13 protein-coding genes are annotated in these 17,402 nt (G+C 45.1%); 9 read left to right on the top strand and 4 right to left on the bottom strand.

Annotated features, from left to right (window positions below):
• Positions 1-41: 41 nt before the first annotated feature.
• The 4 genes from L1D60_RS14700 to L1D60_RS14685 form a co-directional block, all read right to left on the bottom strand.
• Complete coding sequence (locus L1D60_RS14700) at positions 42-1,817, bottom strand: PglL family O-oligosaccharyltransferase (RefSeq protein WP_239841735.1); 1,776 nt, start codon at positions 1,815-1,817, stop codon at positions 42-44.
• Positions 1,818-1,912: 95 nt separating this feature from the next.
• Positions 1,913-4,744 (bottom strand): excinuclease ABC subunit UvrA, encoded by a 2,832-nt coding sequence (gene uvrA, locus L1D60_RS14695; protein WP_239841733.1) that lies wholly within the window; start codon positions 4,742-4,744, stop codon positions 1,913-1,915.
• A gap of 139 nt (positions 4,745-4,883) precedes the next feature.
• Entirely contained in the window at positions 4,884-5,756 is an 873-nt protein-coding gene (gene galU, locus L1D60_RS14690; protein ID WP_150895903.1) for a UTP--glucose-1-phosphate uridylyltransferase GalU, read from the bottom strand.
• Positions 5,757-5,905: 149 nt separating this feature from the next.
• Complete coding sequence (locus L1D60_RS14685) at positions 5,906-6,553, bottom strand: LuxR C-terminal-related transcriptional regulator (RefSeq protein ID WP_239841731.1); 648 nt, start codon at positions 6,551-6,553, stop codon at positions 5,906-5,908.
• Between the two features lie 280 nt (positions 6,554-6,833).
• Between L1D60_RS14685 and L1D60_RS14680 the strand changes: the two genes are divergently transcribed.
• The 9 genes from L1D60_RS14680 (at position 6,834) to L1D60_RS14640 (ending at position 17,402) form a co-directional block, all read left to right on the top strand.
• Positions 6,834-7,382 (top strand): single-stranded DNA-binding protein, encoded by a 549-nt coding sequence (locus L1D60_RS14680; protein WP_032552989.1) that lies wholly within the window; start codon positions 6,834-6,836, stop codon positions 7,380-7,382.
• Between the two features lie 162 nt (positions 7,383-7,544).
• A complete protein-coding gene (gene csrD / locus L1D60_RS14675) occupies positions 7,545-9,560 on the top strand; it encodes an RNase E specificity factor CsrD (RefSeq protein WP_239841730.1) in 2,016 nt (671 codons plus the stop codon).
• Positions 9,561-9,562: 2 nt separating this feature from the next.
• Complete coding sequence (locus tag L1D60_RS14670) at positions 9,563-10,996, top strand: MSHA biogenesis protein MshI (protein WP_239841728.1); 1,434 nt, start codon at positions 9,563-9,565, stop codon at positions 10,994-10,996.
• Between the two features lie 2 nt (positions 10,997-10,998).
• Positions 10,999-11,646 (top strand): type 4a pilus biogenesis protein PilO, encoded by a 648-nt coding sequence (gene pilO, locus L1D60_RS14665; protein ID WP_239841726.1) that lies wholly within the window; start codon positions 10,999-11,001, stop codon positions 11,644-11,646.
• Positions 11,639-11,974, top strand: a complete 336-nt coding sequence (locus L1D60_RS14660; RefSeq protein ID WP_239841724.1) for an MSHA biogenesis protein MshK — start codon at positions 11,639-11,641, stop codon at positions 11,972-11,974. The genes pilO and L1D60_RS14660 overlap by 8 nt, the downstream gene beginning before the upstream one ends.
• Positions 11,975-11,989: 15 nt before the next feature.
• Complete coding sequence (mshL, locus tag L1D60_RS14655; protein ID WP_239841722.1) at positions 11,990-13,651, top strand: pilus (MSHA type) biogenesis protein MshL; 1,662 nt, start codon at positions 11,990-11,992, stop codon at positions 13,649-13,651.
• A gap of 43 nt (positions 13,652-13,694) precedes the next feature.
• The gene (locus L1D60_RS14650) at positions 13,695-14,540 is read left to right on the top strand and encodes an AAA family ATPase (protein WP_239841720.1); all 846 of its coding nucleotides are present in this window, start codon (positions 13,695-13,697) and stop codon (positions 14,538-14,540) included.
• On the top strand, positions 14,525-15,688 hold the full coding sequence (locus L1D60_RS14645) for a tetratricopeptide repeat protein (protein WP_239841763.1): 1,164 nt from the start codon (positions 14,525-14,527) through the stop codon (positions 15,686-15,688). Before L1D60_RS14650 ends, L1D60_RS14645 begins: the two co-directional genes overlap by 16 nt.
• Complete coding sequence (locus L1D60_RS14640) at positions 15,678-17,402, top strand: GspE/PulE family protein (RefSeq protein ID WP_239841718.1); 1,725 nt, start codon at positions 15,678-15,680, stop codon at positions 17,400-17,402. Before L1D60_RS14645 ends, L1D60_RS14640 begins: the two co-directional genes overlap by 11 nt.

Below are 17,402 nucleotides of genomic sequence, written 5' to 3'. Positions count from 1 at the left end.
TCTCGTTCGCCTTTTTTTGTGCTATTAAGTTTATCGCAGAGCTATTGAGCGCTACTTTGTGCTAATGACGTCGATGATTTTACCTGTGATGGACGTAGGTATTGCACTGTCGAAAAGTCTCGATTCGGGAACAGAAATTGCGCTTCGCTGCGAATCTGTTCCGCTTTACTTTCGTCACCTAAGCCTTGGTAAGCCAAGATCAGGTTGTTGTAAAAGGCAGGACGTGGTTTCGACTTGATGATATTTAGCGACCAATCAATATACGGTTGAATCAGTTTTGGATCTTCTTGATAGAGTCCGATATTGAGATAAGTACTGTAGATATCCCAATCGTAGCGATCTTTCCAAACCACAGGGTTCGAAACCTCTTTTAGAATATCCGGATTCTTAGGCTGTGATTTCTCAAACTTGGTCAGCACATAGTTGGTGTGCAAGGCGCTCAACATATAGAAGCTCACAAGAATAGGCACGACTAAGCTTGTTACTCTAAACAAAGTCTTACTGATAACGCTGAATCCCTTTTGGTAGTGATAAGAGGTGCGTTGGTCAACCCAGTAAAGTAATACGATGAATGTAATCCAATGAATGGCTGAATGGTAAAACGGGTACTCAAGCTGCGAGTGTAAAACGATCGGAATAAACAGCGCGAACAGAGCTAATTGGGTTCCCTTTGTTGCGGTAGTTATCCTGCCCGCGACCAAAGCTGATGCAAGTAGAATACCTATTATCGGTACGATACCGCCCTCAACACCCCAAAATAATAACTCATTGTGCGGATGGTCCATCGCTGGAAGTCCAGGGTGATAATTGGAGTTGAGTTGATGTTGACGTGCTGTGTACAGCGTGTATTCCGACTCAAATTTACCGTAGCCATAACCAGAGAATGGCTTCTCTACCATCATGTCTAAGGCTTGTGGAAAAGTATAGGCACGAGGGCTTTCCAAGTGTGTACGCTTGCTGGCTAGGCTATCGGCAGTTTGTAGGTTGATGATAGCAAAACCAGCAATCAGTCCGATCAATACAGAACCGCACCAGCCGTAAAAACGCTTCTTGGTCGAAAACTTGTAAAGGTATGGCAGGATAAGAACAAAGCTTAATACACTAGCTAGCCAACCTGTTCTGGATGCGATGATGATCAGCAGTGGTACGGTGATTGCTGGCATCAGGTAGAGTAGAAACGATTCGCTCAGCTTGAGGTTGTACTTGGTTGGCTGTCTCGCCAGTAGATATGCAGAAAGAACGAAACCTGTAGCGAGAAAACTCGCCATCACATTCGGCTGCTGGAAAATACCATAAGGGCGGTTGGCTTTGGTGTTGTAGCCAAACATGTTGCCCGCTTCCAAGAAAAAGTATTGGAAGTAACCAAACAGAGCTTGGATCATAACGGCGAGTACAATGAACCACAGTAAACGCTGTTTATGTTTGTTACTAAACTTGAACTGTTGAAGAAGAACGAAAAAAGCGAAACCAGTCCATAGCCCGAGTAAGCGACCTGAAGCACCGGAAGGAGCAGCGTTACTATATAGGACTGGCAGCGTAAGAATAATGCAGCTAATCAGCAGGCCAATGGTGAGCTTTGAGTACTTGATGACGCGATTATTGGCCATTTGGTAAAAGCCGATCGCCAGAGTAAAGCTCAAAGCTAGCCAAGTGGCTGGGTTGAAAGAGAGCGCTAAGCCTGAACCACCAGGGTTGGGCATAAAAAAGTGCATAGCAATGAGAAAGACAACGGCCAAAGAAACCAAAAAGGGCTTATTGAGCGGAAGTTGAGTCACTTGACCCTCAAGCTGTGTACCACTGGTGTGTATTGTCGCCATAGATCCTTAACCTTATAAAAACGGGGCCTGTTCAATTAGAACAAGCCCCGATACTGTAACACTTTTCGTCCTATTCGCTGAGCGCTATTGTAGGCCTATTTAATAGTTAACATAGGCTTAAGGAAGCGAGCGGTGTGAGAACCTTCGACCAGTGCCACATCTTCTGGTGTACCAGCAGCAATAATTTCACCACCACCTTGGCCACCTTCTGGGCCCAAGTCAATGATCCAGTCTGCGGTTTTAATTACATCCAAGTTATGCTCGATCACCACGACTGTGTTTCCGTGATCACGCAGGCGATGCAGAACAGTCAGTAGTTGTTGAATATCGTGGAAGTGCAGACCTGTAGTCGGCTCGTCTAGGATATAGAGAGTTTTACCCGTATCACGCTTAGATAGCTCACGAGCCAGTTTAACACGCTGCGCTTCACCGCCAGAAAGTGTTGTGGCTGCTTGTCCAAGGCGAATGTAAGATAAACCAACATCCATTAATGTTTGGAGCTTACGTGCGATGACCGGAACTGGATTAAAGAACTCACGAGCGTCTTCGACCGTCATCTCTAACACTTCATCGATGGTTTTGCCTTTGTAGCGCACTTCTAATGTTTCACGGTTATAGCGTTTCCCCTTACATACATCACAAGGGACGTATACATCCGGTAAGAAGTGCATTTCTACCTTAATTACACCATCACCCTGACAAGCTTCACAGCGACCACCTCGAACGTTAAAGCTAAAGCGACCAGGCTTGTAGCCACGTGAACGTGCTTCTTGTGTACCAGAAAATAGTTCACGAATTGGCGTGAAGATACCGGTATAAGTGGCTGGGTTAGAACGCGGAGTTCGTCCTATTGGGCTTTGGTCGATATCGATCACTTTGTCGAAATGCTCTAAGCCTTTTATCTTCTTATACGGTGCTGGCACAGCGGTAGTGGCGCCGTTAAGCTGCGTGTGAGCGATCTTAAAGAAGGTATCGTTAATCAAGGTCGATTTGCCTGAACCGGAAACACCAGTAATACAGCTGAACAGACCAACAGGGATTGTTGCTGTCACCTCTTTAAGGTTGTTGCCTGTTGCACCAATCAGCTCAACCACTTTCTTTTTATCGATAGGAGTTCGCTCTTTTGGTACCGCAATTTCTTTAACGCCACTTAGGTACTGGCCGGTCAGAGAGTTTGGATTGTCGATGATCTCTTGCATGGTACCTTCGGCTACGACGTTACCACCGTGAACACCTGCACCAGGGCCGATATCGATCACATGATCGGCACAACGAATCGCGTCTTCATCATGTTCTACAACGAGAACGGTGTTGCCAAGATCGCGTAAGTGAACCAAGGTCTGCAATAGTCGTTCATTATCACGCTGGTGGAGGCCGATTGAAGGCTCATCTAGTACATACATGACACCAACCAAGCCTGCGCCAATCTGACTCGCGAGGCGAATACGTTGCGCTTCACCACCTGAAAGTGTTTCTGCGCTACGAGAGAGGTTGAGGTAATTTAAGCCAACATTGACCAAGAAGTGTAGACGGTCGTTGATCTCTTTCATGACCTTTTCGGCAATTTGGGCACGCTGACCACTTAACTGCAGATTTTGGAAAAATTCCAATGCGTCAGCGATACTGAGTTCAACAATCTGCGGCAGGGTAGTATCGCCAATAAAGACATTACGTGCTTCAAGTCTCAGTCGGGTTCCGCCACAGCTAGAGCAAGACTTAGTTGAAATGTACTTGGCAAGATCTTCACGAACCGAGTTCGATTCGGTGTCACGGTAGCGCCTCTCTAACGTATTCAAAATACCTTCAAACGGATGACGCTTAACACGAATATCACCACGGTCATTGATGTACTTGAACTCTACCTCTGTGCGGCCTGAGCCTTTCAAGATGATATCTTGAGTTTTCTTTGGTAAAGCGTTGAATGGTGCAAACAAATCAAATCCGTAATGCTCAGCAAGTGAGGTAAGCATTTGGAAGTAGTAGTAGTTCTTTTGATCCCAGCCTTTGATGGCACCGTCTGCAATGCTTAGGTTGTCGTCAAGGATAATTCGGCTTGGGTCGAAGTACTGTTGTACACCAAGGCCATCACAGGTACCACAAGCCCCAGCTGGATTGTTGAAAGAGAGCAGTCGAGGCTCAAGCTCTTGCATGCTGTAGCCACATTTCGGACAGGCGAAGTTAGCCGAAAATACGATCTCTTCTTGATCGTTATCGTCCATCCAATCGACGACAGCGATACCACCCGATAATTCTAGTGTGGTCTCAAAAGATTCTGCTAGGCGTTGCTGAAGATCAGGACGCACCTTAAAACGATCGACCACAACTTCGATGGTATGCTTTTTATGTAGTTCCAATGTTGGTGGATCGGAAAGATCACAAGTCTCTCCGTCGATCCTAGCTCGAATAAAGCCTTGAGCCGCAAGGTTTTGCAGTGTCTTTACATGCTCACCCTTACGCTCTTTAACGATAGGTGCCAGCAGCATCATTTTCGAGCCTTCAGGCAGCTCTAGTACTTTATCCACCATTTGGCTGATGGTTTGAGCTGCAAGCGGTACATGATGATCTGGACAGCGAGGTTCACCTACACGAGCATACAAAAGTCTAAGATAATCATAGACCTCTGTTATTGTACCTACGGTTGAACGCGGGTTATGAGATGTCGACTTTTGCTCGATAGAGATCGCCGGAGACAAGCCCTCGATATGGTCAACATCGGGCTTTTCCATAAGAGACAAAAATTGACGTGCGTAGGCAGAGAGTGATTCAACGTAGCGACGTTGACCTTCTGCATACAGGGTGTCGAAAGCCAGTGAAGACTTACCAGACCCAGACAAACCCGTAATCACAATGAGTTTATCTCTTGGAATTGTTAGGTTTATATCTTTGAGGTTGTGCGTGCGAGCACCCCTTACTTCAATTTTATCCATTTCAGGCAACCATGTAATTTTCAGTGGCTAAAGTATTACATAGTGTGAGTTTTGTGCAAAGTTTTACTGGATAAAAAAACAGTACAAAAAAGGCAGCTCAATTGAGCTGCCTTTTAAAAGATGCTGAAGCCGGAGGTGATTAAGCTTCTTTTTTAGTTGAGTGTTTATCTAGTTCAACTTTCTGTGCGTCTTTTTTGTATAGATTCTCGTAGCAGAAGTTCGTTGCTTCGATATAGCCTTCAACACTACCACAGTCGAAGCGTTTACCTTTAAATTTGTACGCAAGTACACAGCCAGCTTGAGCCTGCTTTAGTAGCGCATCGGTGATTTGAATCTCGCCGCCTTTGCCTGGTTCTGTGTTCTCAATTAGTTCGAAGATATCTGGAGTTAGAATGTAGCGACCAATGATTGCTAGGTTGCTTGGGGCTGTTCCTTGTTCTGGTTTCTCTACCATGTCATCAACACGGTAAAGATCGTCTTTAATCATCTCACCTGAGATCACACCGTACTTGTGTGTTTCGTCCTCTGGCACTTCTTGTACAGCAACGATTGAGCAGCGGAACTGCTTGTAAAGTGCAACCATTTGAGCAAGTACGCCTTGCTGCTCGTTTACACACAAGTCATCAGCCAGTACAACCGCAAATGGTTCGTCACCAACTAGCTCACGGCCAGTTAAGATAGCATGACCTAAGCCTTTCATTTCACGTTGACGAATGTACGTGAAGTTTGCTGCTTCAATCGTTTCACGAATGTTGTACAGCAGTTCTTCTTTATTAGTGCCGCTGATTTGGTGTTCAAGTTCGTAGTTCTTGTCGAAGTGATCCATGATCGAGTGCTTACCACGGCCTGTTACGATACACATGCCGTCCATACCTGCTTCAATTGCTTCTTCAACGCCATATTCGATGAGCGGTTTGCTCACAACAGGCATCATCTCTTTTGGCATCGATTTAGTTGCAGGTAAGAAACGTGTACCGTAGCCAGCTGCCGGGAAAAGGCACTTTTTAATCATGGTAAAAACCCTATATCTTTAATAATTATCGAATCAGCTCTGTGTGCTGAACATTTCTGAGGGCAACTCTAGCACAGATAATGTCGAAAATTCAGCAACAATCCATATGCTTTATTGGAGCTACCCTCAAAAATATTGATATTGGCAAGTTATGAAATTAGGTTCTGGTTTGCCCACGCGATAGCTTGCACTCGATTCTTTACAGCCAATTTACGAAAGATTTGATAAAGATGGGATTTGACTGTGAATTCACTGATGAATAGATCCTCCGCAATTTGGGTATTCGATGCACCAGTTTGTAAGCAGCGTATCACTTGCAACTCACGGATGGTTAAATCGACTGTGATTGGACAAGTGCTGATGTTGACGATATTGCGATAGTAGAAAAGCAATTGGCTGGTAATCTTTCTAGGTAACCAATTCTCACCATTAATGATCCTCGTGATGCCTTCAGCTATTTTCGGTTTGGTATCGCTGCAGTAGAACAAACCTTTTAGGTGCCCAAAGCGGATGATCTCTTGAGTTTGCAAAGGCTTTTCTACATTGAACAGAATGATTTCAAAGTTCTTCCATAAAACCGCGAGGTTAGGGAAGGCTTCAAATAGCTCTGGCAGCTGTTTGTAATCGACCAAGATGATTCGATTGCTCTGCTTTTTGTTGACGCACATTAACTCTCCCGGAGGCATCTTATACATTGGAATAGAAAGTAACTTCTCTATTTCATTGATATAAAGATGGCTTTGTTCTGGATCTAAGCATAAGAAGTGCAGTGTGCGTGTATACCTTGATACTTTCATGTGAAAGCTCCTCTATTGTTTATTAGAAAGCGTTCACACTGTCATGATGCGAATTTCATCACTAGCTGCTTAGTTATGACTTGCGTTGAATATCAATTGACCAAGTAAATGAGTGGTTTGTAAGTGGCGAAAAAAACAACACTCGTCTGAATATCATGATTTGTTACGTTTTTATTCTTTCGATTCAATAGAGAATCGGATTGCGATTTATCACTGTTAAAAAGCGTGTTATTCTTATGCGCTAAAATTTTCAAGACTATGAGTTTAGACGGAGCAAATCATGGCTAGCCGTGGAGTTAACAAAGTTATATTAGTGGGTAACCTAGGTAATGACCCTGAAATTCGTTACATGCCAAATGGCGGTGCAGTAGCGAACATTACCATTGCAACGTCAGAATCATGGCGTGATAAAGCAACTGGCGAGCAGCGCGAGAAAACAGAATGGCACCGTGTGGCTCTGTTTGGCAAGCTGGCAGAAGTTGCAGGTGAATACCTACGTAAAGGTTCTCAAGTTTACATTGAAGGCCAACTACAGACACGTAAATGGCAAGATCAAAGCGGTCAAGATCGCTACACAACGGAAGTTGTTGTTCAAGGCTTTAATGGCGTAATGCAAATGCTAGGCGGTCGTGCTCAAGGTGGCGCACCAGCTCAAGGCGGCATGGGCGGTCAACAGCAGCAAGGTGGTTGGGGTCAGCCTCAACAACCACAACAGCAGCAATACAGTGCACCTGCTCAGCAGCAAGCACCTCAACAACAAGCTCCACAACAGGCTCAACCTCAATACAATGAGCCACCGATGGATTTTGATGATGACATCCCGTTCTAAACTCTGTTTTTCGTAAATCAGAAAACAAAGTATTACAATGGAAAAGCCGCGTTTGTCGCGGCTTTTTGCTACCCGAAACTCTTAACGCTTTATTTACAACCGCAAAATATAGTATAACGTAGCAGTACGGTATAATGTGAGTTGAAAAGGATTTCGTTATTCATGAGATATACCCCAACCCTTAAGTTGAGCACCCGTTTGGTGGCATTCGTTACTGTTATTGTTATCAGTGCGATGTTTATTCTATTCATCGGGGGCACACTCTCTTTCAAGCGTATTGGGCAAGAGTATCTCGATCACTATTTGGTCGGGATTGTCGATGTCGTGGATAAAGAAATGGAAGATCCTGATGCTGCTTATTCTATGCAGCGCTGGATGCCTAAGATGCTCCAAGCCAGCAATATCGTAGAGATGAAACTCTCGAACTCCACCGGTATTGTTTATCGTTTCAAAGATACTTCTCCACAAATTGATCCCAATCGTCTCTATGAACGCACCTTTCTATTAGAGCGTAACACCGGCTACCAAATCGAGTTTAAGGCTTTGCCTCCTTATATTGGTTACAGCTACTCAATGGAAGCGATGTGGTCGATAACGTTAGCAGTTGCTCTGATCATTTTCTGTTTAGCTAGGGGAGTGCAGTGGCTCAAAGAGCAGTTAATGGGCTCCGAAATGCTTGAAGAGCGTGGCAGAATGATCCTTGCTGGGCAAGTTGAGTCTCATGCTAAAGGTGATGAGCGAGAGTGGCCATACACCGCAAGTGAAGCGCTTGATGTATTGATTGAGGAGTTGCAAGACGCCCGACAGGAACGTAGCCGTTTTGATACCTTTATTCGTACACATACCTTTTTAGATAAGCTCACAGGTACTGCTAATCGAGTCCTGTTCGACAATAAACTTGAATCGGCTCTGCATGAAAGTGGTGCGCGTGGTGGCGTACTTCTTATCCGTATCGAAGAGTGGGAGCAAGTTCGAGACAATAACGACAAGCAAGTGACCGACGCTTTTATCGTTGAAGTAGGTGAAGTGTTGTCGAATATCGTCCAGCGTTACCCTGACGTTATCTTCTCCCGATACTATGATGCCGACTTTGCTGTATTTATTCCTCATCAAAGTAGTAAAGATATTGCGACACTGGCTGCCCAATGTTTGAGACAACTTGATAAATTGACCCCACCGGAGCCGCTAGATGTGGATAATTGGTGCCACATTGGTGTGACCATGTATGCGGAAGGTGAGCGTCATAGCCAGATCATGGATGAAGCGGAGACAGCACTGAAAAGCGCTCAGTTAGAACGAAGTAATAACTGGAGTCGTTACCCTAAACTTAATAAGAATGAGTTGGAGCGTGGTAGCGTTCGTTGGCGAACATTACTGGATAAGGCATTGCAGCCGGAAAACTTAGTAATCTTCGCACAGCAGTGTTATCTTATGTCCAATAAAGGGCAACCTTATGAATTACATAGAGAAATTTTTGTAAGGATTCAAGATCCAGAGAAAGGCCTGCTTAAGTCTTCTCGATTCCTGCCTGCGGTAGAGCAGATTGGATATCAAGCCCAAATGGATCAATCAGTTTTGCGGGTTTTATTGAAGTCGGTAAAAGAATCTTCAGAACTGATGAATTACTCTATTAACCTAAATGTCACTCCTTTTGCGAATAAACAGCACTTTAAGTGGTTTAGAAGTGAGTTGTTACAGCTTTCAACTCAACAGCGTGCGCATTTAGGTTTCGAATTTTCAGAAGGGCACGTGATTGCACATTTAGATTACATGAGACCTGTCGCCAAAATGCTGAAAGGACTCGGATGTAAAGTAACGGTTGGTCAAGCGGGTCGAACGATTGTTAGCACTCACTATATTAAGGATTTAAAAGTCGACTTTATTAAGCTACACAGAAGCTTGGTTAAAAAGATCGATCAAAGGCATGAGAATCAACTGTTTGTACGCAGTTTGATTGGAGCTTGTGGAGACGCGCCAACCCAGGTAATCGCGGTTGGTGTAGAGACTAAATCAGAGAAAAATGCTCTGCTTGAGTTGGGAATCCATGGCTATCAAGGACGATTGTTTGATGAAGAGAGGCAAATTATTCCGGTACCACAGCCGAATAAGCCTAGGGTAAAAACAGAGTCGGTAGTTAAAGTTGGCCGAAGAAATCGATGGCGTAAGAGTAGTAGTTAAGCATGAAGTTAAAAGCGATTTTAAATAAAATAAAGCCAGCCCAAAACGGCACGCAAGCACAGGTGATCCTGTTAAGCAGTGACGCTGTTTATGTCCCTGCTGCGGACAATAGCGTTATTGCTACGCCAATCATGAATGGCGACTGGGAGAGTGCTTTGAAAAAATCACTGGCAAGTGATGCTTTCAATAGTGCCCGCCTACAATTGATTGTTAGTGCGAATTACTACCAGACCTATCAGATTGATAAACCGGAAATTCCTGAAAGTGAATGGCCGGTTGCACTCCCTTTCCTACTCAAAGATCTGGTTTCAGAGCGCGTCACTGAGATCACAGCCAGTGCGGTTGCTCTGCCAACATCGAATAAACTTCAAGTTTATGTTCTTGCGAAAAAACTACTCGATAAACTCTTAAACGTCGTCAACCAAGCTCAAGTGGAACTCTGCGGTGTGGCTCCTGAAGATGAGCTATGGGGTTACAGTGCTGGTGAGTTGTCGAACTTTATACTGCTGCAACGCAGCAAAAATGCTCACTTTAAGCTGGGCGCTTTTGTTGAACATACGGTGTGTTTCCAACGTTCTATTCGTAGCGTAGTACCGCCACTGACTGGAGTCGCTTCGAGCGCTCTTCAAATGGATGGTCTGGCGCTTGAACTGCAACGATCAATCGACTACCTCTCTTCACAAATTAAGGGTGTTCAGCTACGACAGCTAAAAATATGCTGTGATGAAGAGGACGAAGCTGAATTAAAAGAAGCCTTATCGAATACTTTAAGTTCGAGTGTTTCTTTGATCAGTGAAAATGGACGCGAAAGCTCCGAATCTTTGCTTGTCGAATTGGCGAAAGTGCATTCCGAATTCAAAGTTAATCTCTATCCAGAGCATTTAAAGCCGAAAAAAGAGTACTTTACTCTAACGAATGTGGCGGCATCTTGGGTTTTGGTTTCTGCTGTGATGTTTGCCGCTTACGGTTTTATGCACTACCAGACGACTAATATCGATGACAAACTGATTGTTCTTCAACAAAAATCTAATCAATTAAATAGTCAGGTTAAGCAGCTTAATGCCAAATTGGCGCAACATAAGCCTTCACCAGAGAAAGTGGCTGCCGTTGAGCGTCTCAAACGTGAGATTCAGGCTAAAAAAGATGCCTTACTGGCAGTAGGTCAATACGACGAGAGCCAGCAGATCGGGTATTCTGGCGTCATGAACGCTCTGGCCAAATTAGGGCGTAATGATATCTCGCTTTCTCGCATTTATATGACTCATGATTCGCTTGATCTATCAGGTTTCGCTCGCAGTGCCGAGGTGATTCCTAATTGGGTTGGGCAATTCAAAAATGAGCTCAATCTCGTGGGGCGCGCGTTTGAAAAACTGAAGATTGGTCGTAATGACCAAGATGTTGTGACGTTTGAATTAAGCACCCGTAGGGAGAATTAAGAATGCAAAGGTGGGAGCAGTATAGCGATAAATTCCTAGCGCTAAGCTCGAGAGAAAAATGGCTGGTTTTACTATGTGGTTTCGTCGGTCTGTTTATGCTCCTATTCAGTGTGTTGGTTGAGCCAGCATACAATGACTTGCAGGCAAAGCGTGCAAAAAGCATGAGCTTAACTCAATCAAACCAAAGGCTTGAAGGTGAGTTGTTAGTGCTGCAAGCCAAACTCAACAAAAACCCAGATAAAGAAATCGATGTTGAGTTCAAATCATTAATGGTTCAAAGCCAAGAGCTTTCTGTTGAGCTGTCTCAGATTATCGATGGTCTGATTTCACCATCGCAGATGACACAACTTTTAGAGAGTGTTTTGAGCTCAGGCAAAGGGTTGAAACTTGCGTCATTAGAGTCGCTAAAACCAGAGCCTATTTCGAATAAGAAAAGCACCAGTGAGTACTCGGGGTATTACGTACACCCTGTTCGCATGGAGTTAACGGGCTCCTACTTTGATATCTCAGCTTATTTACAAGCATTGGAATCTCTTCCAGTTCGTTATTACTGGCGAACCTTTCAATACAAAGTAGAAGAGTACCCACAAGCTCGTTTGGTGTTTGAGGTTTACACATTAGGGACAAGACAGGAGTTCATTGGTGGTTAGAGTTCTTTTACTGTCTCTGCTGTTTTGCAGCTCTTCGGTCTTGGCTGAGCAGGATCCAACGGCTCCGTTGGGGTGGTTAGTACCCAAAGAGCAGAAAGCAGCACCTGTAAAAAAAGCCCCAACTCGTTATCGCTTGCCTGAGTTGCAGAGCATCGTTTGTAAAGGTGAAAGCTCATGTTATGCCATTTTAAATGGTCAGGTTGTCTCGCAAGGTGAGGTAATTCGTGGGTACAAGGTAAAAAATATAGATTCAGAATACGTCACTCTTCAGAGAAGTACTCAGCAGTGGAAGTTGGAGCTGTTCTCTTTGGATATTAAGAAGAATTAAGGTTTGAGTGAAGACATGCGTAAACTTGTAGTAGCAATTTTAGTTTCATCTTTAGTTGGTTGTTCAATGGGCCACCGCGACCCAGTAGAGATCAAAGAATCTTTAAATGAGTCCATTAATGAAGCCAATAGTCGAGCACTGAGTGAGTTACCTTCATCGGTTCAAGACGATCTTATGCCGCAGTTTGACGATGATCCAATGTCGCCAAGTATGGAAACGGTCAAGCGTTTTCGTATTCAAGCCAATCGAGTTGATGCTCGAGCTTTCTTCGCGAGCTTAGTAAAAGGCACCGAATTTAGCGCAGCGATTCATCCAAGTGTCACAGGTAACATTACCGTTAATCTAACTGACGTCACGTTAGATGAGGTGCTGTCAGTTGTACAAGATCTTTACGGCTACGATATCGAAAAGCGTGGTAAGGTTATTCAAATTTTCCCTGCTGGCCTTCGTACCGTGACAATTCCTGTCGATTACTTACAGCTTAAGCGAGCAGGTCGCTCATTGACGACCATTACAACGGGTACGATTACTAATTCCGATTCCAACTCATCGAGCTCTTCTAGTTCAAGTTCTAGTTCGAATAGCTCGTCTACGTCTTCAAGTTCCTCTTCATCAACCGGCGGTACTGAGATCGAAACCACTTCAGAGAGTGACTTCTGGCCTCAGTTAGAAGCGGCGGTTACGCATTTGATCGGCAGTGGTAATGGTCAAAGTGTGGTCGTGACACCTCAAGCGAGTGTCATTACCGTACGAGCTTACCCTGATGAGATCCGCGAAGTACGTCAGTTCTTGGGGATTTCTCAAGAGCGATTACAGCGTCAGGTTATCTTGGAAGCGAAGATCCTTGAAGTGACGTTGAGTGATGGTTACCAACAAGGCATTAACTGGACCAAAATGTTCTCGTCTAACGGTACTAACTACACCATTGGTACTGGCAACATTGTTAAAGACGCGGCGGGTGCGATTACTCCAGTGACGCTACCGGGGCTTGACCCTGTTGGGTCGCTGCTAGGTGGTCAATCAAACATTGTTGTTTCTGGCGGTAGCTTTGAAGCGGTGTTGAGCTTTATGGGTACCCAGGGTGATCTGAACGTACTTTCTAGCCCACGAGTGACGGCATCAAACAACCAAAAAGCGGTGATCAAAGTCGGTACTGATGAGTACTACGTGACGGATCTATCAAGTGCAGTTGGCAGCGGTGATAACGCCAATGTTGCACCAGAAGTAGAGCTAACGCCTTTCTTCTCGGGTATCTCTCTCGATGTCACGCCTCAGATTGATGATAAAGGTAATGTGTTCCTTCACGTTCACCCTGCGGTGATTGATGTGAGCGAGGAGACCAAATCTCTAAACCTTGGTTCAACAACCGGTACAGTGGAATTACCATTGGCAAGAAGCTCAATCCGTGAGTCAGACTCGGTGATTCGTGCTCGTAATGGCGATGTTGTTGTGATCGGTGGCTTGATGAAGTCGAATGTCAGTGATGTGACCTCAAAAGTCCCATTCTTTGGTGATATTCCGGCGCTTGGGCATCTGTTCCGTAATACCAGCCAACTGACACAAAAAACCGAGCTGGTGATCTTGCTCAAACCGACAATTGTTGGTGTGAACACGTGGCAGAGTGAGCTTGAGCGTTCTCGCGATCTTCTGCAGCAGTGGTTCCCGGATGAAGAGTAATTGGCAGTTTTGCGCTATGGCGGCATCTTAGAGGTGAGCACCTATGTATCAAGCTCACTTCGGTTTTGAACAACCGCCATTCTCTCTAACGCCAAATACTGATCTCTTTTATGGCTTAGCGCCGCATTTTGAAGCGATTCAGACGGTGATTTCGGCTCTCGATATGGGAGAAGGGGTCATTAAAATTACCGGTGAAGTCGGGACAGGCAAAACTATGGTTTGTCGTATGTTGATAAACCATCTAGATAACAACACGGCATTGATTTATCTGCCGAACCCTGTGCTCTCTGGCGATGATTTGCGATACACCGTCGCCAAAGAGTTGGGGGTTGATGTTCAAGATAGAGCGATGCTGGTGGATGAGATCCAACACAAGCTGATTGATTTGAATCGCTCTGGTCAAAGGGTAGTCGCTATTTTAGATGAAGCTCAGGCTTTGTCGGATGAAGCACTCGAGACGCTACGTTTGTTCGGCAACTTAGAGACGGAATCGACTAAGTTACTACAGATAGTATTGCTCGGTCAGCCAGAGCTGGAGACCCGCCTGAGTGCACATCATTTAAGGCAATTTCGTCAACGAATCTCCTTTAGTTCTTGTTTACGAACTCTCAATCTCGAGGAGACTGTGGCCTATATCGATAATCGAATCAACAAGTCAGGTGGTTCATCAAGCATATTTAGTTTGAATCACAAGAAAGCAATTTGGCGTTCGAGTAGAGGGGTGCCAAGGCTAATCAATCAATTGTGTCACAAAGCGCTATTAATGGCGTTTAGTGAGCACAAGCAAGCAGTGGAAAATCAGCACCTTTTTTCAGCGATGCATGAAACCTATGATGTATCGAAACCTAAGTTTAAAAAGCCAATTTTGTGGGGTTGGAGCGAATCATGAGTACCATAAATAACGCCTTATCAGAGTTGGCTAAGAAAGAACCTAAAGTAGCGATCGAAGCTGCTGAGGTTCCAAAGGTGAAAACTCGCTCCCCATGGATTTGGGTGGCCGCTGGCTTCTCATTAAGTTTAGCTATGGGCGGATGGGCGGTATCGCAAGGGCCAAGTATTGAGTCAGACAGTGTTGCGTTAAGTCATTCCGTTAATGATGAAGTAGCTTCAAAAGGCTCAGCTTCGTCAGCCGTGATCTCGGATTCACCAACGAAAAGGTTGGTAGTCACTGAGACACAGTCGACGCCTGCGCAAGTTCAGAATACTGCTAAAACATTAACATTAAGTGCTAAACCCGCTGTCGCAACCAATAAACCGACTCCTATAAAAACGGTTAATACTCAAGCAGAAAAAGCGCCACAGAAACCTGTGCTATTAGCAAGTACGCAAACGGCGAAACCAGAATCCAGCCTGCAAGTTACTCAATCAACAACGCCCGCTCCAAACACTTCATCAACGGTTGAAAATACCTCGAGCGATATCGTTATCAAGCAAGTAGAGCTTACACCCGAACAACTGGCAGCTAATGCCATTGGTCGAGCTAAGAAAGCACTTGATGCCAATAACCTTAACGGTGCACTGCAAGGTTTTACAGAAGCGCTCCGCTACACGCCTCGTGATGAAGAGGTAAGACAGAAGCTCGCGATACTCTACTTTGGTAAAGGCGATACTCGAAGAGCTTATGAGTTGCTGCAAGCCGGGATCCGTTTGAACAATGACAGTGAAGCACTACGATTGGGGCTTTCGAAGTTATTGGTGAAAGCCGATCAAGCTGAAGCTGCACTTAGCCCATTACTGCATTTACCTAATAATGCATCGAAAGAGTACCTTGCGATGCGTGCTGCTCTGAGCCAAAAATCTCAACAAGAAACTATTGCGCTAGAGAGCTATCAAAAACTAACCGAATTAGAACAAGACAACGCGCGTTGGTGGTTAGGTTTAGCCATTCAACAAGAGCGCCAATTGATGTTTGAACAGGCGAAACAGTCGTATCAAAACGCACTGGTTCGTGTGGGTATCTCATCACAATCTCAAAGTTTTATCCGCGATAGGCTAAAAGTAATCTCAGACCTAGAGGGCACCCAGAATGCAGATTAGATTAAGAAAAAGACTCGGTGACCTATTAGTAGAAGAAGGCATTATTACTGAGGCACAGGTTGAACAAGCGCTTGCTGCCCAAAAAAGTTCAGGCCGTAAGTTAGGTGATGCGCTGATTGAGCTCGGGTTTCTATCTGAGCAACAGATGCTGAGCTTCTTGTCTCAGCAATTGGATATCCCTCTTATTGACTTGAGCCGTGCGGCCGTCGATGTTGAAGCGGTTCAACTGCTTCCTGAGGTGCATGCACGACGTCTTCGTGCTCTGGTTATTGGTCGCCAAGGCGATACTTTACGTGTCGCGATGAGTGATCCTGCTGACTTGTTCGCCCAAGAAGCACTGCTTGGCCAATTGGGTGACTACGCATTGGAGTTCGTGGTTGCGCCAGAACGTCAACTGGTTGATGGCTTTGACCGTTATTACCGTCGTACGAAAGAGATCGCTTCTTTTGCTGAGCAGCTAGAAGCAGAACACCAAGTGAATGAGGCTTTTGACTTTGATATCGCTGATGAAGACAGTGATGAAGTTACGGTTGTTAAGCTCATCAACTCGCTGTTTGAAGATGCGATTCAAGTCGGCGCTTCTGATATTCATATTGAGCCTGATGCTAATGTACTACGTTTGCGTCAACGTATTGATGGGGTGTTGCACGAAACCTTGCTTAACGAAGTGAACATCGCGTCTGCTCTAGTTTTGCGTTTAAAGTTGATGGCGAACTTGGACATCTCAGAGAAGCGTCTTCCTCAAGATGGTCGTTTTAATATTCGTGCTAAAGGGCAGTCTGTTGATATCCGTATGTCGACGATGCCAGTACAGCATGGCGAATCTGTGGTTATGCGTCTGCTTAACCAGTCTGCTGGGCTGCGTAAACTCGAATCGTCGGGTATCCCTGCTGATCTATTAGTACGCCTACGTAAGCAGCTGCGTCGACCACACGGTATGATCTTGGTAACAGGCCCGACAGGTTCTGGTAAAACGACTACGTTGTACGGTGCTCTGAGTGAGCTTAATGAGCCGGGTAAAAAGATCATTACTGCAGAAGATCCTGTGGAATACCGCCTACCGCGTATTAACCAAGTACAGGTTAACCCAAAAATTGACCTTGACTTCTCAACTATTTTGAGAACTTTCTTGCGTCAGGATCCCGACATTATTCTAATTGGTGAGATGCGTGACCATGAAACGGTCGAGATTGGCTTGCGTGCAGCATTAACGGGTCACTTGGTATTGAGTACGCTTCACACTAATGATGCCGTCGATAGTGCGCTGCGTATGATGGATATGGGCGCTCCGGGCTATCTGGTTGCTAGTGCGGTTCGTGCGGTTGTCGCGCAACGACTGGTTCGTAAGGTGTGCAGTGATTGTAAGGTTGAAGATGAATTAGATGATGCACGTAAACAGTGGCTTAGCGAACGATTCCCGAATCAGGTTTCTGCATCATTTGTAAAAGGTCGCGGCTGTCAAAACTGTAACCTAACCGGTTATCGTGGCCGAATTGGTGTCTTTGAGATGTTAGAGCTTGAGCAAAATATGATGGATGCCCTGCGTGCTAATGATGCGGTGGGCTTTGCTCAAACAGCAAGACGCTCTAAAAACTATAAACCACTGCTCGCATCGGCAATGGAACTGGCGTTGCAAGGGGTAGTGAGCCTAGATGAGATCATGCACCTTGGTGAAGGTGATGCTTCTGGCTCGACAGACCCAATCTTGTTGTAG

This window comes from Vibrio sp. Isolate30, assembly GCF_022397975.1.
Taxonomy (GTDB): domain Bacteria; phylum Pseudomonadota; class Gammaproteobacteria; order Enterobacterales; family Vibrionaceae; genus Vibrio; species Vibrio fortis.
The sequence above is the reverse complement of the archived record's forward strand: the minus strand, read 5'-3'. Positions and strand labels throughout refer to the sequence as shown.